The following is a 26,485-nucleotide window of genomic DNA, read 5'->3' as shown; positions in this document are numbered from 1 at the left end:
CAGGCGGCGATGGATCCAATCGCTGCGGCGTAACGGGTCTTTGGGACCAATCCAGACATCCGCCGGCTGCGTGAATTTGCTACGATGCACCAAATTCGTGAATCCAGAAAATCCCTCAGCTACTCAGCTATCGACCGCCGCCTTCCTTTGTAACTTACTCCACACCTTTGAGACGCGTGATCAGACCATCCAGCGTATCCAGGTCGGAAAAGTCGATGATCAGCTGACCGCGATTTTTTGCCGCCGTCTTGATTGTTACCTGGGTCGCCAGCAGATCCGACAACTCTTCTTCCAGCCGCGCGATGTCGCGCGATTTTTCCTTGTTCTTGGCTGGACGGTTCGCCGCTTCCGCTTCTGTCGTGGCGCGCACCACCAGCTTTTCGGTATCGCGCACCGACATGCGCTTGGCCACAACCTGGTTCGCCAGCGTGATCTGGGTGGCGGCATCGACCGCCAGCAGCGCCCGCGCGTGGCCCATGTCGATATCGCCGGCCATCAGCATGGTCTGCACCGGCTTGGCCAGGTTCAGCAGGCGCAGCAGGTTGGACACCGCGCTGCGCGAGCGCCCTACCGACACCGCCGCCTGCTCATGGGTGAAACTGAAATCGGTGATGAGGCGATGGATGCCCTGCGCCTCTTCCAGCGGATTCAGGTCTTCGCGCTGCATGTTTTCGATCAGCGCCATCGCCGCCGTGGTCTGGTCGTCGACATCCTTGACCAGCACCGGCACCTCGATCAGGCCGGCCATTTGCGCAGCGCGGAAGCGGCGCTCGCCGGCGATGATTTCATAATGCTGGGCGCCGTTGTGCAAGGCGATCGGCCGCACCAGGATCGGCTGCAGCAAGCCCTGCTCCTTGATCGACGACGCCAGCTCCGCCAATGCGCCTTCATCCATGCGGGTACGCGGCTGGTATTTACCGGCCTGCATGACAGTCACCGCCAATACCGACGGCGCGCCGACCACTGTCGGCACCGCTTCAGTGATATCTGTCGATCCGCCCAGCAAGGCTTCGAGACCGCGACCCAGACCCTTTGATTTTTTCGTGACCATCTTTTCCTACCGTAGATTACTGACTACACGCTGGCAGCCTGTGGATAACTCAGTGGACAACTATGTGGGCAAGCCGGGAATAAACTGTGACTAAGCCCATGGATAACTTCTGTATTAACCGTGTATTACCGCTGTATTAGCTATGTACTGGCTGTAACTAACTACATGCTCTTGATGCGTTCCACCATCTCGGCGCCAAAGGCGATATACGCCTGCGCACCCTTGGAAGCCGCATCGAAACTCACGCCCGGCATGCCGTACGACGGCGCTTCCGCCAGCCGCACGTTGCGCGGGATCACCGTCTTGAACACCTTGTCGCCAAAATGCTTTTCCAGTTCTTCCGACACTTGTTGCGATAGCGTCATGCGTGGATCGAACATGACGCGCAGCAGGCCGATGATCTTCAAGTCGGGATTCAGGTTGGCGTGCACCTTCTTGATGGTGTTGACCAGGTCCGACAGGCCTTCCAGCGCGTAGTACTCGCATTGCATCGGGATGATGACGCCGTTGGCCGCGCACAGGCCGTTCAGGGTCAGCATCGACAAGGCCGGCGGACAGTCGATCAGGATGAAGTCGTATTCCTCGGCAACCGTGGCGAAGGCATCCTTCAGGCGCTTCTCGCGATTCTCCAGCTCGACCATTTCCACTTCGGCGCCGGCCAGTTCGCGATTCGCCGGCAAGACATCGAAGCCGCCGGTTTCCGAAGTCTTGCGCACCGACTTGATATCCGACATGCCCAGCAACACTTCATAAATCGAGGCCGTCAATGTGCCCTTGTTGATCCCGGCGCCCATGGTGGCGTTGCCTTGCGGGTCGAGATCGGCCAGCAGTACGCGCTGATTCAGTTGCGCAAGGCCGGCGGCCAGGTTCACGGCGGTGGTGGTTTTACCGACTCCGCCCTTTTGATTGGCGACACAAAATATTTTTGCCATGTAGTGGTCTGGTCGTCTTAATTGGTTGTTAACTTGATGCCAAAGCCGATCAGGAACATCCCTGCGGCCCTGGAGGCGAATGCGGCGATACGGCGATTTTGTCCCAGGCGCTTGGCGGCAGTATTCCCGAGCAGTACCAGCAGACTACCGTAAATCAATGTGCAACTGGAAATGATTGCAGCCATGGCCAGGAAAGTCAGGCTGCCGCGATGCGCCGCCGGATCGATGAACAAGGGGAAGAACGCCATGTAAAAGATGATCGATTTCGGATTGACCAGCGTCACCAGGAAACCACGGGTGAAATTGCCGCCGCTGACAAAGCCGCTATCGCTGTCGGTGCCGGCGCCGCCCTTCTGCCTGGCAAACAGCAATTTGCAGCCGAGGAAAGCCAGGTAGGCCGCGCCCAGATACTGCACGCCCTTGAACACCAAGGGGTTGGCCGTCAGCAATGCCGCCACGCCGATTGCCGCCAGGAACATCAGCACCGCGTCGCCCAGCATGACGCCGAGCACGGAGGCAAAGCCGCCGCGCAGGCCGGCCTTGCCGGCGCAGGTCAGGATGCAAAAGGTTCCTGCTCCGGGCAGGACCAGAAACACCACGGTGGCTGCAATCAGCTGCCAGACGTCGGTAATGCCGAGGATGTGAAAAAAGGCGCTCATATCAATTAAATCCGTTCCAGTTGTTACTTGCTGCGTTTGATAAAAATCAGATGCCGTTCCGCATCCAGCCCCGGCACCGCCAACGGCCTGATTTCCGTTACTTGCCAGCCGGCCGGCAAGCGGGCGATTTCCTCATCCGGCTTGATGCCCTTGAGCGCGATGAATTGGCCGTCATCTGTCAGCAAATGCGCCGACCAGTTGATAAAATCGGCCAATTCAGCAAAAGCGCGCGAGGTAATCACGTCGAACTTCTGCGCTACCTGCAGTTGCTCTACCCTGGCCGTATGGACGCTGACGTTGTTCAGCCCCAATTCTGCTTTGACCTGGGTCAGGAATGCCGTTTTCTTGTGCACGGTGTCGATCATCGACACCCGCATCGCCGGCTTGGCCTTGCCGGCCCAGATCGCCAGGATCATTCCCGGCAAACCACCGCCGGCGCCGACATCCAGCACATTTTCGGCCGCGGCAAAAGCCGGCACCACCGCCAGCGAATCCAGCAGATGATGGGTCATCATCTGCGCCGGTTCGCGGATCGAGGTCAGGTTATAGACCTTGTTCCATTTCGCCAGCAAATTCAGATAGGCCAGCAATTGCTGCTGCTGCTGCTGATCCAGCGTAATGCCCAATGTTTGTGCACCCTGCTGCAGGCTCGCTTCCAGCGACGCGGTCTGCGTTGAACTCATGCTGCCACTCCTTGATTATCCCGGCAATTACCTGGGCAGTCGTTGTTTTTCATGCAATGCGGTTTTTATCAGGCTGCCTGGTCGTCTGCATTCAGGCGCTTCATGCCTTTTTTCAGATGCACCAGCAGCAGCGACAAGGCCGCCGGCGTGACGCCGGAAATGCGCGAGGCCTGGCCGAAGGTTTCCGGCCGGTGCAGGTTGAGCTTCTGACGCACTTCGATCGACAGGGCTTGCACTTCCATGTAGTCAAGGTCGGCCGGCAGCTTCAGATTTTCGTTGTGCTCGTGGCGCTCGACTTCGCGCGCCTGGCGGTCGATATAGCCGGCGTACTTGACCTGGATTTCGACCTGTTCCCGGACGCTGTCGTCCTGCACGCCCGGACCGCCAAGATCCTGGCCATCAACGCCTTTCAGCGTCATTAATTGATCATAAGTAACATTTGGCCGGCGCAGCAGGTCGGCCAGCGCATATTCGCGCTCCATGGACTTGCCCAGCAGGCGCTCGGCTTCGGCGTCGGCGACGAGGCGCGGATTTACCCACGTGGAACGCAGGCGCTCCATCTCGACGGCGACCGCTTCGCGCTTCTTCTCGAACTGCGCCCATTGGACATCGCCGACACAGCCAAGCTGGCGGCCGATTTCGGTCAGGCGCAGGTCGGCATTGTCTTCGCGCAGGCTCAGGCGGTATTCGGCGCGGCTGGTGAACATGCGATACGGTTCCTGCACACCCTGGGTAATCAGGTCATCGACCAGCACACCCAGATAGGCTTCGTCGCGACGCGGCGTCCAGGCATCGCGCTCCTGCGTCTGCAAGGCAGCGTTCAAGCCTGCCAGCATGCCCTGCGCAGCAGCTTCTTCGTAACCGGTGGTGCCGTTGATCTGGCCGGCGAAGTACAAGCCCTGGATCTGCTTGGTTTCCAGCGAAGCCTTCAGGCCGCGCGGATCGAAGTAATCGTATTCGATGGCGTAGCCGGGACGCAGGATGTGCGCATTCTCCAGGCCCCGCATCGAGTGCACCAGCGCCAGCTGCACGTCGAACGGCAGGCTTGTCGAAATGCCATTGGGATAAAACTCGTTGGTGGTCAGGCCTTCCGGCTCCAGGAAGATCTGGTGCGAATCCTTGCCGGCGAAACGATGGATCTTGTCTTCGATCGACGGGCAGTAACGCGGCCCTACTCCTTCGATGACGCCGGTGTACATCGGGCTGCGGTCCAGACCGGCACGGATGATGTCGTGCGTTTGCTGGTTGGTATGGGTGATCCAGCATGACAGTTGCTGCGGATGCATGGCGGCATTGCCCATGACCGAAAACACCGGCACCGGATCGAGATCGCCCGGTTGCTGCTCCATCACTGAAAAGTCAATGGTGCGGCCGTCGATGCGCGGCGGCGTTCCGGTCTTGAGACGCCCTTGCGGCAGCTTCAATTCTTTCAGGCGCGCCGACAGGGAAATCGCAGGCGGATCGCCGGCACGGCCGGCGGAATAATTGTTGAGCCCGACGTGGATCTTCCCGTCCAGGAAAGTACCGGCGGTCAGCACCACTGCCCGGCTGCGGAACCGGATGCCGACCTGGGTCACGGCGCCGACCACACGGTCGCCTTCCACCAGCAGATCATCCACAGCCTGCTGGAACAGCCAAAGGTTTTCCTGGTTTTCCAGGCGCGAGCGGATGGCTTGCTTGTACAGGATACGATCGGCTTGCGCCCGGGTCGCCCTTACCGCCGGACCTTTGGAAGAATTCAGGATACGGAACTGGATACCGGCTTCATCGGTGGCGATTGCCATCGCACCGCCCATGGCATCGACTTCTTTCACAAGATGGCCCTTGCCTATCCCACCAATCGATGGGTTACACGACATCTGGCCCAGTGTCTCGATATTGTGTGTCAACAATAGCGTTTTTTGGCCCATGCGGGCGGACGCCAGCGCGGCTTCGGTGCCGGCATGACCGCCGCCAACGACAATTACATCAAAATGTGTAGGAAAAAGCATAGTGCGCCTCTTGGAGACGATGAATAACGGTGAGCAGAGGGGTGATTATAAAGCATGCAGCCCTGCCATACATTCGTATGCCGGACATACAACAGATGTTTCACGTGGAACATTTGAATATTGCGCGGTAAAAACAAAAGCGGCGATTGTTTCACGTGGAACAATCGCCGCTTTATTAGAAATTCCCAGTCTTACTTTAGGAAAGCATCGTAGCCAGTTTTTAGAATCAACACCGACACCACGAATAAGAACAACTTCCGGACAAAACCACTTCCATGTTTCAGCGCCAATCTGGTGCCTACCAAAGAACCGCCCACATTACAGATAGCCATAATCAATCCAAGCTGCCAGATGATATGTCCGCTGTATCCAAACCACAGCAAGGCCGCCAGGTTAGTTGCAACATTGATGACCTTGGACACAGCAGAGGCCGCCAGGAAATCGAAGCCGAAAAATCGCACAAACAGGAAAATCAGGAAGCTACCTGTACCAGGGCCGAAAACACCGTCATAAAATCCGATACCGCCGCCAATCAGCATCGCCAGCAGCTTTTCTTTGGAACCTGTATGCAGCGGTGCGTGAATGCTGCCGAAATCTTTCTTCTTCACCGTGTAGATAGCGACCGCCAGCAGGATAAACGGCAAAGACTTGCGGATCGCTTCGGTCGGGATGTGGGTAACCGTATAAGCACCAAGGAAAGCGAACAGGAATGCTGCGCCCGCCGCCGGCAATGCGGAGTTCCAAGCTATCTTCACCCGCCGCGCAAAATTCGCGGCGGCGGCGCCAGTACCGAAGATACCCGCCAACTTGTTGGTGCCGAATATGGTTGCAGGTGCGGCATTCGGCAGCATCGCAAACAAGGCGGGAATCTGGATCAGCCCCCCTCCTCCGACTACCGCATCAATCAAACCGGCAAGGAAACTGGCGAGCGCCAGGATAAGAAAATCAGGGAATAATTCAGGCATGGGATGTACAAGCAAAAATTGGAAAGCAGCCAGAGGACATGGCCCGGTGGAATAAAGACAGGCAATTCTACGTCTCATCGGCTGCACCGGCTTACCCGACGGCTATGTTATTTCATCATAGCTATCCAAGTAATTCCGTCATCTCGCATGGCATGCCAAGATGAGTTCAGACAAGCAACATGCCGTACAAGATATCGACTGCCTATTATTTAGGCAAATGGATCAAGCCGGCTGCCCAAAGAAAAACCCGCACAAAACAAGCTATGTACGGGCTGTTCGCTACCTGCAAACTAAACAATAAGAATCAACCGTTGCCGGACGATGATCGCCTGTCCAATGCCGCGGAAATCTCGCCGACTATCCCGCGCCGGAAAGCCAGCACGCACACGACGAAGATGAAACCGGTGACGATCGTCACCGATTCGCCCAGTCCGCTAAACCATTCGATATGCGTCACCCCGGCCAGCCAGTTGCCGATATCGCCCAGCTTGTTTTCCAGCATGATGATGATGACCGCACCGACAATCGGCCCGATGATGGTGCCCAGGCCGCCCACCAACGTCATCAGCACCACCAGTCCGGACATGGTCCAGTGGACATCGGTCAGCGTTTCAAAACCCAGCACCAGGGTCTTGGTGGAACCGGCCAGGCCCGACAATGCCGCCGACAACACAAAGGCCAGCAGCTTGTAGCGGCTGACGTCATAGCCCAGGGAAATGGCGCGCGGCTCGTTTTCCTTGATCGCTTTCAGCACCTGGCCGAAGGGAGAACTGACGGTGCGCATGATCAGCGCGAAGCCGGCCACCGCAATCGCCAGCACCACGTAGTACAAGGTGAGGTCGTTGCCGAGGTCGATGAAGCCCAGCAAATGGCCGCGCGGCACGCCCTGCAAGCCATCTTCGCCGCCGGTGAAATGCATCTGCAGGCACACGAAATACAGCATCTGCGCCAGCGCCAGGGTGATCATGGTGAAGTAGATCCCCTGCCGCCGGATCGCCAGGCTGCCCATCACCAGGCCGATCAGCGCACCGGCGACGGTGCCGGCCAGCAGTCCGAGCTCGGTCGGCAAGCCCAAGGTTTGCAAGGCGTAGCCAGTCACATAGCCGGCGCCGCCGAAGAATGCGGCATGTCCAAACGACAACAATCCGGTAAAGCCGATCAGCAGGTTGAAGGCGCAGGCGAACAGCGCGAAGCAGATGACCTTCATCAGGAACACCGGATAGATGCCGAACGGCGCCGCCAGCGCAGCGGCCAGCAGCAAGCCGTAACCAATTTTCTTATTCATTGTGAGTGCTCCGTCTCTCATTTCTCTTTGCCGAACAGGCCGGCAGGCCGGATCATCAGCACGATCGCCATCACGATAAACACCACCGTGGCCGACGCTTCCGGATAGAACACCCGGGTCAATCCCTCGATCACGCCCAGCGCCAGGCCGGTGACGATGGAACCCATGATGGAGCCCATGCCGCCGATCACCACAACCGCGAAGACGACGATAATCAGGTTGGAACCCATCAGTGGCGAGACCTGGATCACCGGCGCCGCCAGCACCCCGGCAAAGGCCGCCAAAGCGACGCCGAAGCCATAGGTCAGGGTCACCATCAGCGGCACGTTGACGCCGAACGCTTCCACCAGTTTCGGGTTCTCGGTGCCGGCGCGCAGGTAAGCGCCAAGCTTGGTCTTCTCGATCACGAACCAGGTGGCGAAGCACACCGTCAGCGAGGCCAGCACCACCCAGGCGCGGTAATTCGGCAGCACCATGAAGCCGAGGTCGGTGGCGCCGCTCAGCGCATCAGGCACCGAATACGGCTGCCCTGAAACGCCGTAGAACGAGCGGAAGATGCCCTCCACCATCAAGGTGATGCCGAAGGTCAGCAGCAAGCCGTACAGGTGATCCAGCTTGTACAGCCAGCGCAGCATGGTCTTCTCGATGATGACGCCGAACAGGCCCACCAGCAGCGGCGCCAGGGCCAGCATCACCCAGTAGTTGAGGTTGAAATAGGTCAGCCCGATCCAGGCCAGGAAGGCGCCCATCATGTACAGCGCGCCGTGCGCGAAGTTGATCACGTTGAGCAGGCCGAAGATCACCGCCAGGCCCAGCGACAGCATCGCATAGAAGGAGCCGTTGACCAGTCCCAGCAACAGCTGGCTCATCAAGGCTTGCAAGGGAATGCCGAAAATTTCCATGGCAATATCATCTAAAAATCACTCGTGCGAGTGAAGAACAATCAAACAGCGCAAGGGCGCGCGGATCTCCGCAAAGATCCACGCGCGCATAGAACTGGCTAGGCCAGGCACAGTGCTCAAAAAATCAGCGCGCCGTCACTTCCACAACGCGCACTTGCTCTCGGCTTTCTGCGTGAAAGCCTGCTCGCCCGGAATGGTCTCGATCTTGTTCAGATAGTCCCAAGGATATTTCGAATCGGCCGGCGCCTTGACCTGGTACAGCATCATGTCGTGCACCACGCGGCCGTCGGGACGCAGATAGCCGTTCTTCGCATACATGTCGCTGAACTTGCTCTTGCGCAGCTGCGCCATGACCTTGTCGCCGTCGTCGCTGCCGATCGCCTTGACCGCAGTCAGGTATTGCATCGCCGCCGAGTAGTCCCCCGCCTGCAGGCTGGAAGGTTCTTTTTTCATCTTTTCAAAATAACGCTTGGCCCAGGCGCGCGATTCGGCATTCTGATCCCAGTACCAGCTGTCGGTCAGGTACATGCCCTGCGTCTGCTTCAAGGTCAGCGAATGGATATCGTTGATGAACACCAGCAGGCCGGCCAGCTTGGCGTTCTTGGTGACGCCGAATTCATTGGCCGCCTTGACCGCATTGATCAGGTCGCCGCCGGCGTTGGCCAGGCCGATGATCTGGGCCTTGGACGATTGCGCCTGCAGCATGAACGAAGAGAAATCAGAGGCATTGAGCGGGTGCTTGACCGAGCCCAGTACCGTGCCGCCGGAAGACTTCACCACCGCGGTGGTGTCTTTTTCCAGCGATGCGCCGAAGGCATAGTCGGCGGTGATGAAGTACCAGCTCTTGCCGCCCTGTTTCACCACCTGCGATCCGGTGCCGTGCGCCAGCGCGTAGGTATCGTAGGCATAGTGCACGGTGTACGGCGTGCATTCCTCATTGGTCAGGCGGGTGCTGCCGGCGCCGATTTCAAAGAAAGGCTTCTTCTTTTCCGCCGCAATCTTGGCCATCGCCAGCGCGGTGCCGGAGTTGGTGCCGCCGATCAGCATGTCCAGCCCTTGCTGGTCGAACCATTCGCGCGCCTTGCTCGAGGCAATGTCCGCCTTGTTCTGATGGTCGGCCACTATCAGTTCGATCTTCTTGCCGTTGATGCTGCCGCCCATGTCGGCGATCGCCATCTTGATCGCTTCCGCGCCGCCAGGACCGTCGATGTCCGAATACACGCTCGACATGTCGGTGATGAAACCGATCTTGACCACGTCGCCTGAAATCTGCGCCGACGCCGGCAGCGCCGCGCCGAAAGCGATTGTGCCGCCCACTGCAACAGCCAAGGTCTTTAATTTGATATTCATTGTCTCTTCTCCATTTTTGAACGACCAGTTATCCCGCACGCTGCACGCAGGACCTCCCTTACCCAGACCTACACACCTAGCAAAGCATTCAACACCGGCATTTTTTCTTCCAGCTGAGATGAGGCAAAAGACTCGACGATCTGGCCATGCTCCATCACATAAAAACGATCGGCTAAAGGCGCGGCGAAACGGAAGTTCTGCTCCACCATCACGATCGTATACCCCTTGGCTTTCAGGGTCGTGATCATGCGCGCCAGCGCCTGCACGATCACCGGCGCCAGGCCTTCGGAAATCTCGTCCAGCAGCAGCAGCCGCGCGCCTGTGCGCAGGATGCGCGCCACCGCCAGCATCTGCTGCTCGCCGCCCGAGAGGCGTGTGCCCTGGCTGTTCCTGCGCTCTTTCAGGTTGGGGAACATGTCGTAGATTTCTTCCACCGACATGCCCTTTTCCGTGCTCGACAAGGATGGCGGCAACAGCAGGTTTTCTTCCGTCGACAGGGACGAAAAAATGCCCCGCTCTTCGGGGCAATAACCAACGCCATGGTGGGCGATCTTGTAGGTCGGCAGCGCGATGGTTTCGACGCCGCCGATCTTGATCGAGCCCTTGCGCGCGCCGGTGAGGCCCATGATCGCCCGCATGGTGGTAGTGCGGCCGGCGCCGTTGCGGCCCAGCAGCGTCACCACCTCGCCCTTGTGCACGCTCAGGTTGACGTTATGCAGGATGTGCGATTCGCCGTACCAGGCTTGCAGGTTCTCGATACTGAGCGCGATGGCGCCCTGCGCGGCTGGCGCTGCGGCCGGCGATGAGGAATGAACAGCAGACATCAATGCGCTCCCACCAGTGCGTCGGTGGTGGTGCCCATATAGGCTTCCATCACCAGCGGATTCTTCGATACCTCTTCATAGCGGCCTTCGGCCAGCATGGCGCCGCGCTGCAGCACGCTGATCTTGTCGCAGATGCCGGACACCACATTCATGTTGTGCTCCACCATCAGGATAGTGCGGCCGGCAGACACCTTCTTGATCAGCGCCGTGACGCGATCGACGTCTTCGTGGCCCATGCCCTGGGTCGGTTCATCCAGCAGCATCAGCTCCGGCTCCATGCCCAGCGTGGTGGCGATTTCCAGCGCCCGCTTGCGGCCGTATGGCAGGTCGACAGTGAGGGTATCGGCGAACTCGGCCAGGTCGACTTCCGCTAGCAGCTCCATGGCGCGCTGGTTCAGCTGCGCCAGCGACTTGCCGCTTTTCCAGAAGTGGTAGGAGGTGCCGAGCGTGCGCTGCAGGCCGATACGGACGTTCTCCATCACGCTCAGGTGCGGAAACACTGCCGATATTTGGAAGGAACGGATAATGCCCTGGCGCGCGATCTGGGCCGGCGCATCGGGGGTGATGTCGCGGCCATTGAAAAGGATCTGGCCGGAAGTAGGAATCAGGAATTTGGTCAGCAGATTGAAGCAGGTCGTCTTGCCGGCGCCGTTAGGGCCGATCAAGGCATGGATATGGCCACGTTCCACCTGCAGGTTGACGCCATTGACGGCCGTAAACCCCCTGAACTCCTTGGTCAGGTTTTTTGTCTCCAAGATGATGTCGGTCATCTGGTCTCCCATTGATGTTGCTTTATTCGGAACATCCCGCGCTGATAGATGATATGGCAATCACCTTATCAGCCTTATATTTTTTTACGGATACTACCGGTGCCGCTCTGACGGGGCAATACGTAGAAATACTATACAAAAACCGAGCAGAAAATCAGCTATGTCTTACAAAATAATTTAAAACACACAATAAACCACAGATCAGGAGCGGCTTTCCCTGATGAATTTTGCCGCCATCTCGGCGATCATCAAGGTCGGCGAATTGGTATTGCCGGAAGTAATGGTCGGCATCACGGAGGCGTCGACCACGCGCAAGCCCCCCACTCCCCTGACCCGCAACTTGCTGTCGACTACCGCCAGCGGGTCGTCCGCACGCCCCATTTTGCAGGTTCCTACCGGATGAAAGATCGTGGTGCCGACTTCGCCGGCGGCCTTGATCAGATCCTCCTCGGTACGATACTGCAAGCCGGGCTTGAATTCCTCAGGCGCAAAGGGCCGCAAAGCCGGCGCCGCGGCGATTTTGCGGGTCAGCAGCACCGACGCCGCCGCAACTTTGCGGTCTTCTTCCGTCGCCAGGTAATTCAAGGTGATCCTGGGCGCGCTTTCTGCATCGCCGGAAGCAATCCGCACATGGCCGCGCGAGCTCGGCCGCAGGTTGCAGACACTGGCTGTAAAAGCTGGAAAATCGTGTAGAGGATCGCCGAATTTTTCCAGCGACAAGGGCTGCACGTGATACTCCAGATTGGCGCTAGCTTGCGCCGCGTCGGACTTGGCGAATGCCCCCAGCTGCGAAGGCGCCATCGACATCGGACCGCTTTGCGTCAGCAGGTATTGCATGCCGATCTTCGCCTTGCCAAGCCAGCTGCTGCTCATCGTATTCAGGGTCTGCACGCCGCTGACCTTGAACGCCATGCGGATCTGCAAATGGTCTTGCAGATTCTCGCCAACGCCCGGCATATCCTGCAGCACAGGGATCTGATGCTGCTGCAATAATGCGGCCGGGCCGATGCCGGACATCTGCAAGATCTGCGGCGAACCGACAGCACCCGCGCTCAGCAAGGTTTCGCGGCCGGCCTCGGCGCTCCACTGCTTGCCGCCGCCGGAAAATTCCACGCCCTTGCAGACCAGTCCCTGCTCGCCGCGCTCAAGCAGCAAGCGCTTCACCTGGCAACCGGTCATGATCTCCAGGTTGCCGCGCGCGGTCGCCGAACGCAGGAAAGCCTTGGATGCATTCCAGCGGATGCCGCGCTTTTGATTGACGTCGAAATAGCCGCAACCTTCATTATCGCCACGGTTGAAATCATCGGTTTTAGGAATACCGGTTTCCGCCGCCGCATCGCGGAATGCATCCAGAATTTTCCATGACAGGCGCTGCTTTTCCACCCGCCATTCGCCGCCTGCGCCGTGGAATTCGCTGGCGCCGTTGTAGTGGTCCTCGCTCTTCTTGAACAGCGGCAGCACATGCTCCCAGCGCCACGATTCATCGCCGCTCAGCTGCGCCCACTCGTCATAATCGCGGGCCTGGCCGCGCATGTAGATCATGCCGTTGATGGAGGAGCTGCCGCCCAGCACTTTCCCCCGCGGATACAGCAGGCTGCGGCCATTCAGGCCGGCATCCGGCTCGGTCCGGTACAGCCAGTCGGTGCGCGGATTATTGATGCAATACAGATAGCCGACTGGAATATGGATCCAGATGTAATCGTCTTTTGCACCCGCTTCAATCAGCAGCACCTTGACCGAACTATCCTGTGTCAAACGATTCGCCAGCACGCAGCCAGCGGTCCCCGCACCGACGATGATGTAGTCGTACTTGCCTGCTGATTCCATGCGTCTCTTTCTATTTTTTGATCGTTGCAAAAATCTTTTCCGCTCATGCCGTCATGGCTGCAGGCAGCGATAAAACATCGCCGTCTGCAGCCACAAAATAAACAATAATATTATTTATATGATTCATTAAAAATTATTATTTACACCATTTATTTCGCCACCGGCATAGTGAATTCCGCACCCTTGGAAATCGTTTGCGGCCAGCGTTGCATGATCGATTTGTAGCGCGTATAGAATCGCAATCCTTCTTCGCCGTAAGCATGCGTATCGCCAAACAGCGAACGCTTCCAGCCGCCGAAGGAATGCCATGCCATCGGCACCGGAATCGGCACGTTGACGCCCACCATGCCGACCTCGACGCGCCGCGAAAACTCGCGCGCAGTATTGCCGTCCGACGTAAACAAGGCCACGCCGTTGCCGAATTCATGGGCGTTGATCAGATTCACCGCGGCGGCGAAATCAGGCACGCGCACGATGCACAACACCGGTCCGAAAATTTCTTCCCGATAGATCTTCATCTCGGGCGTCACCTGGTCGAACAAGGATCCGCCGAGGAAGAATCCGCTTTCCAATCCAGCCACTTTCAAGCCGCGGCCATCGACCAGCAGCTTAGCGCCGGCAGCCACGCCGCTCTCGATATAGCCCTCGATTTTTTCCTTGTGCACCGCCGTGACCACCGGACCCATTTCGGCATCGGCTTCCATGCCGTTCTTGATCTTCAAAGCCTTCACGCGCGGGATCAACGCTTCGATCAGCTTGTCGGCGACATTGCCCACCGCAACCGCTACCGAGATCGCCATGCAACGCTCGCCGGCAGAACCGTAAGCCGCGCCCATCAAGGCATCTACCGCCTGGTCGAGATCCGCGTCCGGCATCACCACCAGATGGTTCTTGGCGCCGCCCAGCGCCTGCACCCGCAATGGATACGCGCCTTTGCGCTTGGCGCCTTCCTGATAGATATATTCTGCAATCGGCGTCGAACCGACGAACGACACCGCTTTTACATCCGGATGCTGCAGCAAGGTGTCCACCGCCAGCTTGTCGCCCTGCACCACATTGAACACGCCATCCGGCAAGCCGGCCTTTTTGAACAACTCCGCCATCATCAGCGACGGCGAAGGATCGCGTTCCGACGGTTTCAGGATGAAGGTATTGCCGGTCGCAATCGCCATCGGCGCCATCCACAGCGGCACCATCACCGGAAAATTGAAAGGCGTGATGCCGGCGGTCACGCCAAGCGGCTGGCGCAGATTCCAGTTATCGATGCCGCCGCCGATATTGTCGGTGAACTGCGTCTTCAGCAACTGCGGAACGCCGCAGGCGAATTCAACAATCTCCAGGCCGCGCGTGACTTCTCCCCTGGCGTCGGACAGCACCTTGCCGTGTTCGCGCGTGATCGCTGCAGCCAGCGCCTCATGATTTTGCTCCATCAACTCCTTGAACTTGAACATCACCCGCGCGCGCTTCAGCGGCGCAGTCTCCGCCCAGGCCGGCGCCGCCGCCGACGCTGCCGCTACCGCAGCGTTAACTTCTTCCACGCTGCCCAGCACGACTTTTGCAGCAACCGCGCCGGTCGCAGGATTGAACACATCCTGCTGGCGGCCGCTGGACGATTCCGTCACCTTGCCGTTGATGTAATGCTGGATCAAAGGGCTGGCGCTTGATGAGGTAGTCATAAGGATTCCTTTTATTGGGGCTAGGTTGAATTTGTTTTGTATTATTTTTTGCCCAGAATATCGTGTGCCATGCCAACAATCCAATGAGTTATGATCAATAACATTATAAGAAACGCTAATAACCAAACCTTCATGATGAAAATTTAAGCACATGGATCTCATCCAACTTCGCGCCTTCGTCACGGTCGCCCGTGAAGGCAATCTGACGCGTGCAGCCGAATTGCTGCATGTCACCCAGCCGGCCGTCAGCCTGCAAATCAAATCGCTGCAGGCCAGCTTGAACCTGCAATTATTCAACCGCATCCCCAGTGGCATGGCGTTGACCGACGAAGGCATCAAGTTACTGCCTTTTGCCGAACGTGCCATTGCCGTCATGTCTGAACTGCGGCAGCAAGCCGCCAGTTTGCATCCAGGCAACTCAAAAATACTCAGTGGAAAACTCGCGATCGGCACGATTCTCGATCCGGAATTCATCCGTCTCGGCGCCTTTCTGCAACGCCTGGTGGAAAGTTATCCACAGCTTTCTACACAGTTGCAGCACAGCATGTCAGGCGATGTTTTACAGCAAATCAAGTCCGGCCATCTCGATGTCGGCTACTACCTCGGTACGCCGAACAAGAGTTTTCACCGGCTCACATTGACACAATTTACTTACTGCGTGCTTGCACCGTCGGGGTGGAAAAGCCGGGTTTCCGGAAAAGATTGGCCGGCTCTGGCGAAATTGCCCTGGATCTGGACGCCGCCGGAATCAGCACACCATCGTTTACTCAGCAAAACGTTTGCACAATATAAAGTTACGCCGAATAAAGTTGCTCTTGTCGACCAGGAACCGTCAATGCTGGATCTGGTGAAATCAGGCGTCGGACTTTCTCTTGTCAGAGAATCAATTGCCTTGCGTGAAGCGCATGCGCATGGCCTGGTGATTTCCGATACGGTCAATTTATCCACTGAACTATCGTTTATTACCCTGGAAAAACGTAAAGACGAACCGGTGATTGCAGCTGTGTTTGCCATATTGGAAACAATTTGGAGAAACTGACTTTCTGAAAGCTGTTTTTAAAGGGGTTAAATCCCCTTTTTTTGGATTTCACCGCTCTTCGTGTTTACATTTATAGGTTTATATATATGAATAGTAGTAGTAGTTAACGCCTTGCTTTTCTGTGGATAACTATAAATTTGACTATTCATTCAAGCACTTGCAACTTGGATAAGCGCTGAGTAAACCTTGTATCTGGAAAGAACATTTCTTGGATAAAAATGGGGTTGTGAATAGCTGCTTCGTTTATGCACATTAGATTCCTGTAGTTATCCAAAGACTTATCCACAGTTGCAAATTTTCATCCTTTCTATTTCTACCTTCCGTGTAGATTTTTTTCTTCCTTTTCCATTAAAAGCAGACCTCGAGAAAAGCAGTTTTTTTAGAAAAGTTGCTTTTCTAGCTTTATTTTGTGAATTCATTTTTTAAAAGCAACTTCAAAAGAAAAGGCTTTTCGGTTTTATATTTAAAGGTTTATATATAAAAATAGTAGTAGTAGTTAACGCCATGCTTTTCTGTGGATAACCGAAAATTTGACTATTCATTCAAGCACTTACAGCTTGGATAAAGGCTTGGTAATCGGTGTATCGCGGCAGAATAATTCTTGGATAAAAAAGCCGCTGTGGAAAACCGGTTCAGATATCCACAATTCAAAAACAGGATATCCACAGCCTTATCCACAAAATCGCAAAAATACGCTGATTTCGATGCTTTTTGAGCAAGGCCGGGCCGGTTTGCCCAGCATTTCCCGGCTGCTTAAACGACAGGCAGCATCGCTTTCAGAAAATTTTCTAGACAAGCTGAATCGAAAGCATTAATGTACGCAAAGCGTATATTTGGAGAAGCGAATGCTCGATCAGCAGACTTTTTTGCGCGACGCCATGCGCCGCCTGAACCTCACCCGGGAAAATTTTTCGGAGCGGATCGGCATCCGGAAGCGTGCATTGGATACCTGGCTCCTGCCGGAAACATCCGGTGAATACAGGGTGATGCCGGATATTGTGACGAAATTCGTCAGTGAAATCCTGGGCGGAAACGTAGCCAGCCAAGGCTTTACGCAGAGCGTATATATTCCTGATCCCAATGCCCCGCTACACACACGCATCGGCTACAACGGCAAGCCGCAGCTGCTATCGGTGGACCAGTTTTCACGCGATTCGCTGGAAGAGCTGTTCCGCGTTGCCGACATCATGCAGCCCATTGCAAGGCGCCAGAAGGTCTCGCGCATCCTCGAGGGTGCCGTACTAGCCAATTTGTTCTTTGAAGCCAGCACGCGCACGCGTATCAGCTTTGGCGCGGCGTTTTGCCGGCTGGGGGGATCGGTTTGCGACACTACCGGGTTTACCTTCTCTTCCATGACCAAGGGCGAGTCGATCTACGACACCAGCCGCGTCATCAGCGGTTATGCCGACGCCCTGGTAGTGCGGCACCCCGAACAGGGCGCAGTCGACGAATTCGCCCGCGCCACCAACATCCCGGTGATCAACGGCGGCGACGGGCCGGGAGAGCATCCCAGCCAGGCGATTCTCGACCTGTACACGATCCAGCGCGAATTCTCGCGGCTGGGGAAACTGATCGACGGCGCCCATATCGTCATGGCGGGCGATCTCAAGTACGGCCGCACGGTGCATTCGCTGATCAAGCTGCTGGCACTGTACCGCAATCTCAGGTTCACCCTGATCGCGCCGCCGACCCTGGAGATGCCGGCCCACATCCTGGAGCGCATCGCCCGCGCCGGCCACGTGGTGGAACAATCGACTTCGCTGCAGCAAGGTTTGCGAGGCGCGGACATCGTGTACGCCACCCGGATCCAGAAAGAACGTTTCGCCGACGAGGCGATCGAGGGCTATACGCCGGATTTCCAGATCAACCAGGCCCTGATCAACGCTGCCTGCGGCGCCGACACCATCGTCATGCATCCCTTGCCGCGCGATGGCCGCCCCGGCGCCAACGATCTCAGCACCGATCTGAATCATGACCCGCGCCTGGCGATATTCCGCCAGACCGACAATGGCATTCCAGTCAGGATGGCGATCTTCGCAACTTTATTGGGAGTGGAGAACCAGGTGCAGCATTCGATGCGCGACGTCAGCTGGCGCTCGCCGCACCACGTAGGACCGGATGACGCAGCGTTCGACGGCCTGGATTGAAACCGGGGAATCGCTCTGTAGATCTACAGTTCTATACAGATGTAGGGTGGGCACATCGTGCCCACGCGTGGATTCACTCCACGCGCATATCCACTTTTCGCGTCGCGCGAATCAGTTATCAAGGTAACGCGTGGGCACGATGTGCCCACCCTACAGAATCCCCGAAGCGACCGGCTTACTTTGTCTTGCCTTGCTTGAGAATTTTTCCCGGCGGCGGCGCCACCGGTTTTTGTTTCGCCCGTGCCAGCAAGGCGGCGCAATCGTTCTCCTGCGCCGGGGTGACATTGATCAAAGGGATCACCGCCGCCACCGGCGCCAGCACGCCGAGCGCAATCGCGCCGCCAGCCTTCAGCGCCAGGATTCCCTTGTCCACGCCGACATCCGGGTTCTTGAAGCTGCCATTGACGTGCAGAGGCGACCTGAGCGAAAAAATCCGCATGCCCTTGCTTTCCGGCTTGACCGTCAGCGCCAGCGTTTCCTGCGCCAGGTTGATCTGGCCCTGGACGTTGATGACCGCGTCGTCGGTATCCATCACAAAGGTGCGCGCGTCCATCACGCCCTTGGTCACCGCAAAGTCGCTGGCCAGGCAGTTCAGCTTGACCTGCTTGTCGCCAAACAGCTTGGTGATGACCACATTGCCGATATTCAGGCCGGCGGCCTCCAGCAGGAATTTGCTGATGGTGCCCTGATTGATCAGCGTCTTGAGCTCACCATTGGAACTGCCCAGCAGGCTGGCGACCGAATTGCCGACCGCCGACAGGGAAGCGTCGCCGTTGATCTCGCCGAGGCTGGCCTGGGCCGATTCAAACGTCGGAAACAGCTGCTTGATCTTCAGGTGGCGCGCAGAAATTTTCATTTCCGCCTTGATCAGCTTGCCGCTGCCGTCCAGCTTGATGTCGGACACCATATTGCCGCCGGCGACGCCGAAATTCAGGGGCGTCAGCGACAGCACGCTGTCTTTCAGGCGCAGGTCGGCGACCAGGTCCTGGATCGGCAATTCCTTGTCGCGCACGATCTTGCGCCCGGTGAACTTGACGTCGGCGTCGATGCTGCCCCAGCGGCTGGTATCGAACTGCTCGACCGGCAGCACCTTGTTGCCCGGCTGGGCCACGCCATCGCCGCGGTTGGCCTTGCTGGCGTTGGAGTCGGCGCCGATCAGCGGCGCCAGGTCTGCCAGCCGGAGCTGGTTGGACAGCAGCGTGCCTTTCAACAGGGGGCGCGGCTTTTGCGCGATATATTCCAGCGTGCCGGACAAATCGCTGGAGCCGACGCGGCCGCTGAACTTGTCGTAAATCCAGTCGCCGCCGGCGCTGTTGAGCTTGCCGATCAGCCGGCCCTCGGTGGAAAACGGCGGCGTCGCCGGCAGCACGATGCCGGTCAGCGGATAGAGGTTGGACATGCTCGCGCCCGACAATTTCAGGCGCAGGTCAAGCGCAGCCAGATCGCTAGGCTTGGTCAGCGTTCCTTGCACGCCGATCGCTGTCTTGCCGACGCGAACGTTGGCCAGCAGCGGATAGGGCGTGCTGGAGTTTTGCAGAGACAGCACGGCGCCCGCCTTGCCGTCGCCGCTGACCGCCGCCTTGTTGAAACTGCCGCTGACTTTCCAGCCGATGCCGTAGCCTTCCGCGCTGGTGGCGGGCAAGCTGTCGATGTCCGCCTTGATATCCAGCTTGCTGACCGGATCCAGCAAACGCACAGTGCCTTTGGCCAGCACCAGCTTCTGCAATTCCAGCTGCCAGGCGGACGGTCCGCTTGATGTGAAGGTCCAGTTGTTGTCGCCGTCCGGCTTGCGTTCCAGCGCCAGCACCGGCGCGTCCAGCTCCAGCGACGGCAGCACGATGCGGTGCGCCAGCAAGGGCAAGGGACTCAGCGAAAACGTCAGCTGGCCGATTTCCGCCATATGCGGCCCGGTTTTGGCCCACGCCGGATTATCCAGCACAATGTCTTTGGCGCTCAGGCGCGGCCACGGCACCCAGCGCCGCCAGCTATCCAGGTCGCCCTGCGATTTTTGCCAGGTCAGCGCCAGATCGCCGCGAATCGCAAACGGCCGGCCGGCGGCCTCGCTGACACGCTGGTTGAGCCAGGGCTTGGCGCGGTTCCAGTCGAAAGTAAGCAGCAACGCCGCGCATACGGCAATCAGCCCCGCCAGCGCCGCCAACGACCATAAAAAAAGTCTCGCCGGACGAAATTTGGTTGTAGTCATAGATGTGTGAGCTAGGCGCCGCTGAAAAGTTTAATTCGACAAGTATCCACCCGATCCCGCCGCCGGTGCTTTAACAAATGCAAAATTTCCGGCAACAGCCGTCATTGTGCACCTGGCGCGACGGCTGTCATCGGGATGCTCGCGGCAGGCGTTAACCTGTGACATTGGCAAGTCCAGGTGTGCACTTTGTTAGACATGCAAGAGTTTGTAATCCACTGTAGCTAATGCAAATCGACGTGCTAGCTTGTAAACACAACCCATTCCCGTTGTCTGGAGTAAAAAATGACTAACAATAACAAGCCGGTGTCGTTAATGCTCGGCGCTTCTGTCTGCGTGGCGCTGCTGTCGCTCGCCGGCTGCGACAAAAAAACGGACGCCGGCGCACCCGTCGCCGCGCCGGTCGCGCCGCAGGCGCCAGCCGCGCCAGCATATGTGCCGCCGACCGCCGATCAGCTTTACCAGCTGGTGGGGCCGATCGCCCTGTTCCCGGACAAGCTGGTGGCGCAAGTGCTGGCCGCATCCAGCTATCCTGAGCAAGTCACCGCCGCCGACAACTGGCTGGGGCAAAACAAGAATCTGAAAGGCACGCAGCTGCAGGACGCCGCCAACCAGCAGCCATGGGACGTCAGCGTCAAGGGGTTGACGCAGTTTCCGAGCGTGCTGGACCAGATGGCGCACAATATTCCCTGGACCTCGGCGCTCGGCGACGCTTATGTCAACGATCCGACCGACGTCATGAACGCGATCCAGGTGATGCGCCAGCGCGCCGCCGCCAGCGGCAATCTGAAAAACAGCAAGCAGCAGCGGATCGCCAGGGCGCCGCGGGTGCAGGCAGCGCCGCCTAGCGGCTATGCGCCGCCGCCCGACGAACCGCTTGTCTATGAAGGACCGGAAGTGATTCCGCCACCGCCGGAAACCATCGTGATCGAGCCGGCCGAGCCGGACGTGGTTTACGTGCCGGCCTACAATCCCGGCGTGGTCTACGGCGAGCCGCTGCCGGTTTATCCGGGCTACTACTATGAACCGCCGCCGGCCTACTATCCGCCCGGCGAAATCGTCACCGCCGGCGTGCTGACCTTCGGCGTGGGGATTGCCGTCGGCGCCCTGATCGAACATCAGCACTGGGGCTGGAATTCCTGGGGCGTGCATTGGGGCGGCGAAGGCGGCGGGGGCAACTGGCGCGGCGATGGCGACCGCGATCACGGCGACTGGCACCGGCCGGCGGTGGTGTACAACAACAATACCTATGTGTCGCGCTCCACTACCATCATCAACCGCGTAACCAACAACTACAACAACAGCACTGTTATCAACAACAATACCCGGAATAATTTCGGTCCGGGCCAGGCGAACAATCAGGGTTTCCCCAATGGCGGTCCGGCCGGCCAGCCGGGCGGCGTTGCCAATTTCAGTGCGGCGCGGCCTAATGTAATGCAGCCTAACGTGGTGCAGCCTGACGCGGCCCGGCCTGACGCGGCGCGACCGGACGCGGCCCGACCGAATTTCGCCCCGCAGGGCAATCCGCAGCAAGCACGTCCTGCTCCGAATGCGGCGCCGTTCGCTGCGGCGCCAAGGCCGAACCACGGACAGCCGGATTTCAGCCACATGACGCAGCCGAATTTCGGCAAGGTCCCGCCAGGAGCTGGACCGTCGGCTGCCGCCAGCGCCAACCAGCTGGCAAAGCCTGGATTCGTGCATCCGGCGCCGAATCAGGTTCAGCCTGGCGTAGTGCCACAGCGTCCCGGCTTTGGCCAGCCGCCGGCACAGAACGGTCGGCCGATGCCTAACCAGCTGCAGCAAAATGCCTTGAATCACCTGCCGGTCATGCCGAAAAATCCTCAGGGCGAAAGGCCGCCCGTGAACCTGAACCAGCATCCTTTCGGCGGCAATCCGCAGCGGCCGAATTTCAACCGGCCGGCCGAAGTGGCCAAGCCGCAGCCCCAGCCTGTGCCTGTGCCGCAAAACGTGCAAAACCGGCCGCCTCAGCAGTTCGAGAACCGGCCTAACGGCGGCCAGATGCATCAGGAAATGAACCGCCCTGCTCCTGCTCCGGCGCCGGCATTCAACCGTCCGGAACCGCGCCCGCAGCCGCAGCCGATGGCGCGGCCAGAACCGCGTCCTCAGCCACAGCCGCAGCCACAACCGATGGCAAGACCGGAACCGCGGCCACAACCACAGATGCAGGCGCCGCATCCGGCGCCGCCGCCGCAAAACCACGAGGCGCATCATGACGGCGGCAATCTGCACCCCGACAAGCGCGCGGACGACCATAAATAAGCTCGTCTGAAACCGCCGTCCAAAAAAAGCTGGCTGAACAAAAGTTCAGCCAGCTTTTTTATTCCACGCGACAGGCGTGCATTACATCATTCAAGCCTGCAAGGTCATCAGGCTGGCATTGCCTCCCGCCGCAGTGGTATTGACGCAAACAGCGCGCTCAGCCAGCAGGCGCCATAGCGGAATCGAGGCATATTCGGAGGTTTCCAGCAGTGGCACCAGCGCACCGGATTTCTCGCTCAATGCCGTCAGCAAGGGACGCAGGCGCCAGGTGCCGGCGCCATCCACCAGCGCCAGCTGCAGGCGCGCGCTATTGCTGTCGGCATCGAGTTTGTCGATTACCCGGATGGCAGCGTGCACCGCTTTTGGCAAGCCTTCCGGAATCATCGCCGCCGCGGCCGCTTCCACTACCGGGGAGTTGCCGGTGGCGAATACCGCCGCCAGCTGGTTCAGCATGGCGCCGACATTATCCGCGCTGCACAGGATGGCGCCGCGCGGCGCAAACGACAGGCTGTTGCGTTCGCCGGTCGGGCCTGGCAGCACCAGCGAGGTGCCGAGCCAGCTGGCGTGCATGTATTCCTCGCCCAGCGCGGCAATCCGTTGATGGCCGTGGGTCTTGGCCCAGCCCAGCAAGGCTTGCAGCACCGGCGTATCGATCGCCGCGTCGGCATTCGGCGCGTGGATCGTATGCGCACCCAGCGACACCACGGGATTGCGTTGCAGCCGCTTCAGGTACAAGGGACCGCCGGCTTTTGGTCCGGTGCCCGATTTTCCTTCGCCGCCAAACGGCTGCACGCCGACCACGGCGCCGACGATATTGCGGTTCACATAGATATTGCCGACATGCGCATGGCCGACAATGTAGTCGATGGTTTCGTCGATGCGCGAATGGATCCCCAGCGTCAGGCCGTAGCCGCTGCCGTTGATCGCTTCGATCAGTTGCGGCAGTTCATTGCGGGCGTAGCGCAGCACGTGCAATACCGGTCCGAACACTTCGCGTTTCAGTTCCGACATGGAGCCGATTTCGATCAGGGTCGGCGCCACGAAAGTACCGTTGGCTTGTTCCGGCGGCAGCGGCAGCTGGAAAAAATTCTTGGCCGTGCCGCGCATCTTTTCAATATGCGCCAGCAACTGACCCTGGGCGTCGGCATCGATCACCGGGCCGATATCGGTCACCAGCCGGTCCGGACTGCCGACCCGCAATTCCTGCATGGCGCCCTTCAGCATATGCAAGGTGCGGTCGGCGATATCGCTTTGCAGGCACAGCACGCGCAATGCCGAGCAGCGCTGGCCGGCGCTGTCGAAGGCCGAGTTCAGCACGTCTTGCACTACTTGCTCCGGCAAGGCGCTGGAGTCCATGATCAAGGCATTCTGGCCGCCGGTTTCGGCGATCAGCGGCAGGTCGACCGATTCTTCCAGCGAGCGCTTCGCCAGCGTGCGGTTGATGATCTGCGCGACCTCGGTCGAGCCGGTGAAAATCACGCCCTTGACGCGCGGGTCGGCGGTCAGCGTGGCGCCGACGGTGTCGCCCTGCCCCGGCAGGAATTGCAAGGCCGCGTGCGGCACGCCGGCGTCATGCATCAGCTGCACTGCGCGCGCGGCGATCAGCGGCGTCTGTTCCGCCGGCTTGGCCAGCACCACATTGCCGGCCGCCAGCGCGGCGCTGACTTCGCCGACAAAAATCGCCAGCGGAAAATTCCACGGGCTGATGCAGACCACCGGGCCGAGCGCCAGCGTGTTCTGGGTATGGCGGATTTGCGCCGCATAGTAGCGCAGGAAATCGACCGCTTCGCGCACTTCGGCGATCGCGTTCGGCAGCGATTTACCGGCCTCGCGGATGGCCAGCGCGATCAATTCCATCTGGTTTTCTTCGAACAGGGCCGCCGAGCGGTCCAGCTTGTCGGCGCGTTCCGCCGGCGGCAGGGTTTGCCAGTCCATGGCGTAGACGCTGGCGGCATGCAGGGCCTTGTCGACATCGGCGACGCTGGCTTCGATCACGCTGCCGACCACATCGCGATGGTTGGCCGGATTCAGCACCGGACGCGCGGCCTGGCTATACGCTTGCAGCTCGCCCAGCAGCGGCGTTGCATGCCATTGCTGCTGGCCGAAAATCTTGAAGGCGCTGTCGATCTGGCGCAGCACTTCTTCATTGCTGAGATCGAGGCCGGACGAATTCTTGCGCTCGGCGCCGAACATGGCCGGCGGCAAAGAAATCTGCGGGTGCGGCTCGCCGCCCAGCTGCTGGGCGGCTTGCAGCGGATCGGCGATGAGCGAATCGATGGAGACGTTCTCATCGACGATCTGGTTGACGAAGGACGAGTTGGCGCCGTTTTCCAGCAAGCGCCGCACCAGGTAAGCCAGCAAGGTCTGGTGCGAACCGACCGGTGCGTAGATGCGGCAAGGCTTGTCCAGCATGTCCTTGCCGACCACCTGGTCGTACAGCGTTTCGCCCATGCCGTGCAGGCACTGGAATTCGTAGTCGGTGACGTTCTTTTCCTTCGCCCAGCTGTAGATGGTGGCCAGCGTGTGCGCGTTATGCGTTGCAAACTGCGGATAGATGACGTCGGTTGCGGCCAGCAGTTTTTGTGCGCAGGCCAGGTAGGACACGTCCGTATAAACCTTGCGGGTGTACACCGGGAAGCCAGGCAAGCCGTCGACCTGGGCGCGCTTGATTTCGGAGTCCCAATAGGCGCCCTTGACCAATCGCACCATGAATTTGCGGCCGCTGCGGCGCGTCAGGTCGACCAGGTAGTCGATCACGAAAGGACAGCGCTTCTGGTAGCCCTGCACCACGAAGCCGATGCCGTCGAAACCGGCCAGGTCAGGATCGAAGGCGAGCGCTTCCATCAGGTCCAGCGACAGTTCCAGGCGATCCGCTTCTTCCGCATCGATGTTGAGGCCGATGTCGTATTGCTTGGCCAGCACCAGCAGCTGCTTCAGGCGCGGCAGCAGTTCCTGCATGGTGCGCTGGCGCTGGGCGCGCGAATAGCGCGGATGCAGCGCCGACAATTTCACCGAAATGCCGGGACCCTGCTTGATGCCGCGTCCGGCCGAAGCCTTGCCGATGGCGTGGATCGCATCTTCATACGAACGGTAGTAGGCAGCCGCGTCTTCCTCGGTCAGCGCCGCTTCGCCCAGCATGTCGTAAGAGTAGCGGTAGCCGCGCTTTTCATTGTCGCGGCTGTTGCTGAGGGCTTCGGCGATGGTCTGGCCGGTGACGAACTGGTTGCCCAGCATGCGCATGGCGACATCCACACCCTTGCGGATCAGCGGCTCGCCGCCGCGCCCGATCAGCTTGGTCAGCGCCGAGCCGAGGCCGCTTTCGCTGCTGGTGCTGACCAGCTTGCCGGTAATCAGCAAGCCCCAGGTGGCGGCATTGACGAACAGCGACGGCGATTCGCCCAGATGGCTGCGCCAGTCGCCCTTGCTGATCTTGTCGGCGATCAGGCGGTCGGCAGTCTGGTGATCGGGAATGCGCAACAGCGCTTCCGCCAGGCACATCAGGGCCACGCCCTCTTCCGAGGACAACGAAAATTCATGCATCAAGGCGTCGACGCCGGAGGCGCGCGTACGCTTTTCGCGCACTGCCTGCACCAGCTTGCGCGCCAGCGCCTGGCTGGCGGCATAGGAATCGGCGCTGGTTTGCACCTGGGCCAGCAGCCACTGCACGGCCAGCGTTTCATCGCGGCGATAGGCGGCGGTAATGGCGGCGCGCAACGGCGTGGCGTCGGCCATCATCTCGGCGTGGAAGGCGGCGAAGGCGGTGCTGGGAATGGCGGAAGGGGTAATGCTGGACGGCTGGGATGACGGCTGTAGCGGCGGCATGGCGATTGTCTCTGTAAGGGTATTTGTTTTGTCAACTTGCTATGTTTTCAAACAGGCAGCGGGCAAGCCGGCGCCATGCCGC

At 59.1% G+C, this 26,485-nt stretch carries 18 protein-coding genes and 1 pseudogene; 4 read left to right on the top strand and 15 right to left on the bottom strand.

Annotated features, from left to right (window positions below; translation table 11 throughout):
• Positions 1–154 precede the first annotated feature (154 nt).
• The 13 genes from AC07V8_RS11450 to AC07V8_RS11390 form a co-directional block, all read right to left on the bottom strand.
• Positions 155–1,051 carry a ParB/RepB/Spo0J family partition protein gene (locus AC07V8_RS11450; protein ID WP_494678420.1) on the bottom strand — a complete coding sequence of 299 codons (897 nt, stop codon included), beginning with the start codon at positions 1,049–1,051 and terminating at the stop codon, positions 155–157.
• A gap of 161 nt (positions 1,052–1,212) precedes the next feature.
• Entirely contained in the window at positions 1,213–1,983 is a 771-nt protein-coding gene (locus tag AC07V8_RS11445) for a ParA family protein (RefSeq protein ID WP_098494648.1), read from the bottom strand.
• 17 nt (positions 1,984–2,000) lie between these two features.
• Entirely contained in the window at positions 2,001–2,642 is a 642-nt protein-coding gene (gene leuE / locus AC07V8_RS11440) for a leucine efflux protein LeuE (protein ID WP_494678421.1), read from the bottom strand.
• A gap of 23 nt (positions 2,643–2,665) precedes the next feature.
• Positions 2,666–3,325 (bottom strand): 16S rRNA (guanine(527)-N(7))-methyltransferase RsmG, encoded by a 660-nt coding sequence (gene rsmG, locus AC07V8_RS11435; protein WP_494678422.1) that lies wholly within the window; start codon positions 3,323–3,325, stop codon positions 2,666–2,668.
• A gap of 68 nt (positions 3,326–3,393) precedes the next feature.
• Positions 3,394–5,316 (bottom strand): tRNA uridine-5-carboxymethylaminomethyl(34) synthesis enzyme MnmG, encoded by a 1,923-nt coding sequence (gene mnmG / locus AC07V8_RS11430; RefSeq protein WP_494678423.1) that lies wholly within the window; start codon positions 5,314–5,316, stop codon positions 3,394–3,396.
• A gap of 191 nt (positions 5,317–5,507) precedes the next feature.
• Positions 5,508–6,281, bottom strand: a complete 774-nt coding sequence (locus AC07V8_RS11425; RefSeq protein WP_494678424.1) for a sulfite exporter TauE/SafE family protein — start codon at positions 6,279–6,281, stop codon at positions 5,508–5,510.
• Between the two features lie 304 nt (positions 6,282–6,585).
• Positions 6,586–7,566, bottom strand: a complete 981-nt coding sequence (locus AC07V8_RS11420) for a branched-chain amino acid ABC transporter permease (protein WP_494678425.1) — start codon at positions 7,564–7,566, stop codon at positions 6,586–6,588.
• 17 nt (positions 7,567–7,583) lie between these two features.
• Complete coding sequence (locus AC07V8_RS11415; protein WP_098494653.1) at positions 7,584–8,468, bottom strand: branched-chain amino acid ABC transporter permease; 885 nt, start codon at positions 8,466–8,468, stop codon at positions 7,584–7,586.
• 135 nt (positions 8,469–8,603) lie between these two features.
• Positions 8,604–9,812 carry an ABC transporter substrate-binding protein gene (locus AC07V8_RS11410; RefSeq protein ID WP_494678504.1) on the bottom strand — a complete coding sequence of 403 codons (1,209 nt, stop codon included), beginning with the start codon at positions 9,810–9,812 and terminating at the stop codon, positions 8,604–8,606.
• A gap of 74 nt (positions 9,813–9,886) precedes the next feature.
• Complete coding sequence (locus AC07V8_RS11405) at positions 9,887–10,642, bottom strand: ABC transporter ATP-binding protein (protein ID WP_098494654.1); 756 nt, start codon at positions 10,640–10,642, stop codon at positions 9,887–9,889.
• On the bottom strand, positions 10,642–11,412 hold the full coding sequence (locus tag AC07V8_RS11400) for an ABC transporter ATP-binding protein (RefSeq protein ID WP_494678426.1): 771 nt from the start codon (positions 11,410–11,412) through the stop codon (positions 10,642–10,644). The genes AC07V8_RS11405 and AC07V8_RS11400 overlap by 1 nt, the downstream gene beginning before the upstream one ends.
• Positions 11,413–11,613: 201 nt before the next feature.
• Positions 11,614–13,239 carry a GMC family oxidoreductase gene (locus tag AC07V8_RS11395; protein ID WP_494678427.1) on the bottom strand — a complete coding sequence of 542 codons (1,626 nt, stop codon included), beginning with the start codon at positions 13,237–13,239 and terminating at the stop codon, positions 11,614–11,616.
• A 149-nt stretch (positions 13,240–13,388) separates the two neighbouring features.
• Complete coding sequence (locus AC07V8_RS11390) at positions 13,389–14,915, bottom strand: CoA-acylating methylmalonate-semialdehyde dehydrogenase (protein ID WP_494678428.1); 1,527 nt, start codon at positions 14,913–14,915, stop codon at positions 13,389–13,391.
• A 151-nt stretch (positions 14,916–15,066) separates the two neighbouring features.
• Between AC07V8_RS11390 and AC07V8_RS11385 the strand changes: the two genes are divergently transcribed.
• The 3 genes from AC07V8_RS11385 to AC07V8_RS11375 all read left to right on the top strand — a co-directional run bounded on the left by AC07V8_RS11385 (position 15,067) and on the right by AC07V8_RS11375 (position 18,101).
• A complete protein-coding gene (locus AC07V8_RS11385) occupies positions 15,067–15,954 on the top strand; it encodes a LysR family transcriptional regulator (protein WP_494678429.1) in 888 nt (295 codons plus the stop codon).
• Positions 15,955–16,484: 530 nt separating this feature from the next.
• Positions 16,485–16,769 carry a hypothetical protein gene (locus AC07V8_RS11380; RefSeq protein WP_494678430.1) on the top strand — a complete coding sequence of 95 codons (285 nt, stop codon included), beginning with the start codon at positions 16,485–16,487 and terminating at the stop codon, positions 16,767–16,769.
• A 30-nt stretch (positions 16,770–16,799) separates the two neighbouring features.
• A complete protein-coding gene (locus tag AC07V8_RS11375) occupies positions 16,800–18,101 on the top strand; it encodes an aspartate carbamoyltransferase (protein WP_494678431.1) in 1,302 nt (433 codons plus the stop codon).
• Positions 18,102–18,276: 175 nt separating this feature from the next.
• Here the strand turns inward: AC07V8_RS11375 and AC07V8_RS11370 are convergent, their stop codons facing one another.
• Positions 18,277–20,304 carry an AsmA family protein gene (locus AC07V8_RS11370; RefSeq protein ID WP_494678432.1) on the bottom strand — a complete coding sequence of 676 codons (2,028 nt, stop codon included), beginning with the start codon at positions 20,302–20,304 and terminating at the stop codon, positions 18,277–18,279.
• A gap of 282 nt (positions 20,305–20,586) precedes the next feature.
• Between AC07V8_RS11370 and AC07V8_RS11365 the strand changes: the two genes are divergently transcribed.
• Positions 20,587–22,581, top strand: a complete 1,995-nt coding sequence (locus AC07V8_RS11365; RefSeq protein ID WP_494678433.1) for a DUF3300 domain-containing protein — start codon at positions 20,587–20,589, stop codon at positions 22,579–22,581.
• Between the two features lie 90 nt (positions 22,582–22,671).
• Here the strand turns inward: AC07V8_RS11365 and putA are convergent.
• Positions 22,672–26,421: pseudogene (putA, locus tag AC07V8_RS11360) on the bottom strand (trifunctional transcriptional regulator/proline dehydrogenase/L-glutamate gamma-semialdehyde dehydrogenase); the annotation flags it as partial.
• Positions 26,422–26,485: the final 64 nt, after the last annotated feature.

It is taken from the genome of Collimonas sp. GW821-FHT02H07, assembly GCF_059421505.1.
Note: the sequence above shows the minus strand (reverse complement) of the source record. Positions and strands in the feature narration are given on the sequence as shown.

Coding starts and splice junctions, on each gene's coding strand:
- AC07V8_RS11405 (WP_098494654.1), bottom strand. CDS start 10,642: ATGTCTGCTGTTCATTCCTCATCGCCGGCCGCAGCGCCAGCCGCGCAG.
- AC07V8_RS11425 (WP_494678424.1), bottom strand. CDS start 6,281: ATGCCTGAATTATTCCCTGATTTTCTTATCCTGGCGCTCGCCAGTTTC.
- AC07V8_RS11420 (WP_494678425.1), bottom strand. CDS start 7,566: ATGAATAAGAAAATTGGTTACGGCTTGCTGCTGGCCGCTGCGCTGGCG.
- AC07V8_RS11415 (WP_098494653.1), bottom strand. CDS start 8,468: ATGGAAATTTTCGGCATTCCCTTGCAAGCCTTGATGAGCCAGCTGTTG.
- AC07V8_RS11365 (WP_494678433.1), top strand. CDS start 20,587: ATGACTAACAATAACAAGCCGGTGTCGTTAATGCTCGGCGCTTCTGTC.
- AC07V8_RS11390 (WP_494678428.1), bottom strand. CDS start 14,915: ATGACTACCTCATCAAGCGCCAGCCCTTTGATCCAGCATTACATCAAC.
- leuE (WP_494678421.1), bottom strand. CDS start 2,642: ATGAGCGCCTTTTTTCACATCCTCGGCATTACCGACGTCTGGCAGCTG.
- AC07V8_RS11370 (WP_494678432.1), bottom strand. CDS start 20,304: ATGACTACAACCAAATTTCGTCCGGCGAGACTTTTTTTATGGTCGTTG.
- AC07V8_RS11395 (WP_494678427.1), bottom strand. CDS start 13,239: ATGGAATCAGCAGGCAAGTACGACTACATCATCGTCGGTGCGGGGACC.
- AC07V8_RS11450 (WP_494678420.1), bottom strand. CDS start 1,051: ATGGTCACGAAAAAATCAAAGGGTCTGGGTCGCGGTCTCGAAGCCTTG.
- AC07V8_RS11445 (WP_098494648.1), bottom strand. CDS start 1,983: ATGGCAAAAATATTTTGTGTCGCCAATCAAAAGGGCGGAGTCGGTAAA.
- rsmG (WP_494678422.1), bottom strand. CDS start 3,325: ATGAGTTCAACGCAGACCGCGTCGCTGGAAGCGAGCCTGCAGCAGGGT.
- mnmG (WP_494678423.1), bottom strand. CDS start 5,316: ATGCTTTTTCCTACACATTTTGATGTAATTGTCGTTGGCGGCGGTCAT.
- AC07V8_RS11375 (WP_494678431.1), top strand. CDS start 16,800: ATGCTCGATCAGCAGACTTTTTTGCGCGACGCCATGCGCCGCCTGAAC.
- AC07V8_RS11400 (WP_494678426.1), bottom strand. CDS start 11,412: ATGACCGACATCATCTTGGAGACAAAAAACCTGACCAAGGAGTTCAGG.
- AC07V8_RS11385 (WP_494678429.1), top strand. CDS start 15,067: ATGGATCTCATCCAACTTCGCGCCTTCGTCACGGTCGCCCGTGAAGGC.